A 525-nucleotide genomic window follows, 5' to 3' on the forward strand; every position below is an offset into this window, starting at 1 on the left:
ACAATTCAGCAAACTTATGAAATAACACAACCCGATATCGTAGATGTGACTATCAAACCACTGGTATGTAACGGGGATTGTGATGCAGAAATTGAAATTGAAGTAAACAAAGGAAATGGTAATTTTACCTATCAATGGAATACCGGGGAGACTACAGATAAAATAACCGGATTATGCGCCGGATCATACACGGTAACCATACAAGGATTTGGAAACAAAACTTTAGTAAGAACCTATCAAATTACAGACCCTCAACCAGTCGATATTAATCTGGGAGACGATCAGTTTATTTGTTTAGGACAAACCGCTTCATTCTCTGCTCTAATCAATGACCCTAACGCAACATATCAATGGACAGCACAAAATGGATTCTCTAGTAACTCACCCCAAATAACAGTCGACCAAGCTGGAGAATATACCGTAACTGTGACTAATGGAAAAGGATGTACTGCAAACAGTAGTGTAGTCCTACATCAAGTTGATGCTCAAATTAATGCAGAATTCCTATATGCAAGCCAGGTATTT

Annotated in this window: 1 protein-coding gene; it reads left to right on the forward strand. The window is 38.3% G+C overall.

Features of this window, described 5'->3' with window-relative positions; genetic code table 11:
- On the forward strand, positions 1-525 hold a 525-nt coding region (locus Z053_RS29630), incomplete at both ends, for a PKD domain-containing protein (RefSeq protein ID WP_035097319.1).

Origin of the sequence: Aquimarina megaterium XH134 (assembly GCF_000520975.1) — a bacterium.
Taxonomy (GTDB): domain Bacteria; phylum Bacteroidota; class Bacteroidia; order Flavobacteriales; family Flavobacteriaceae; genus Aquimarina; species Aquimarina megaterium.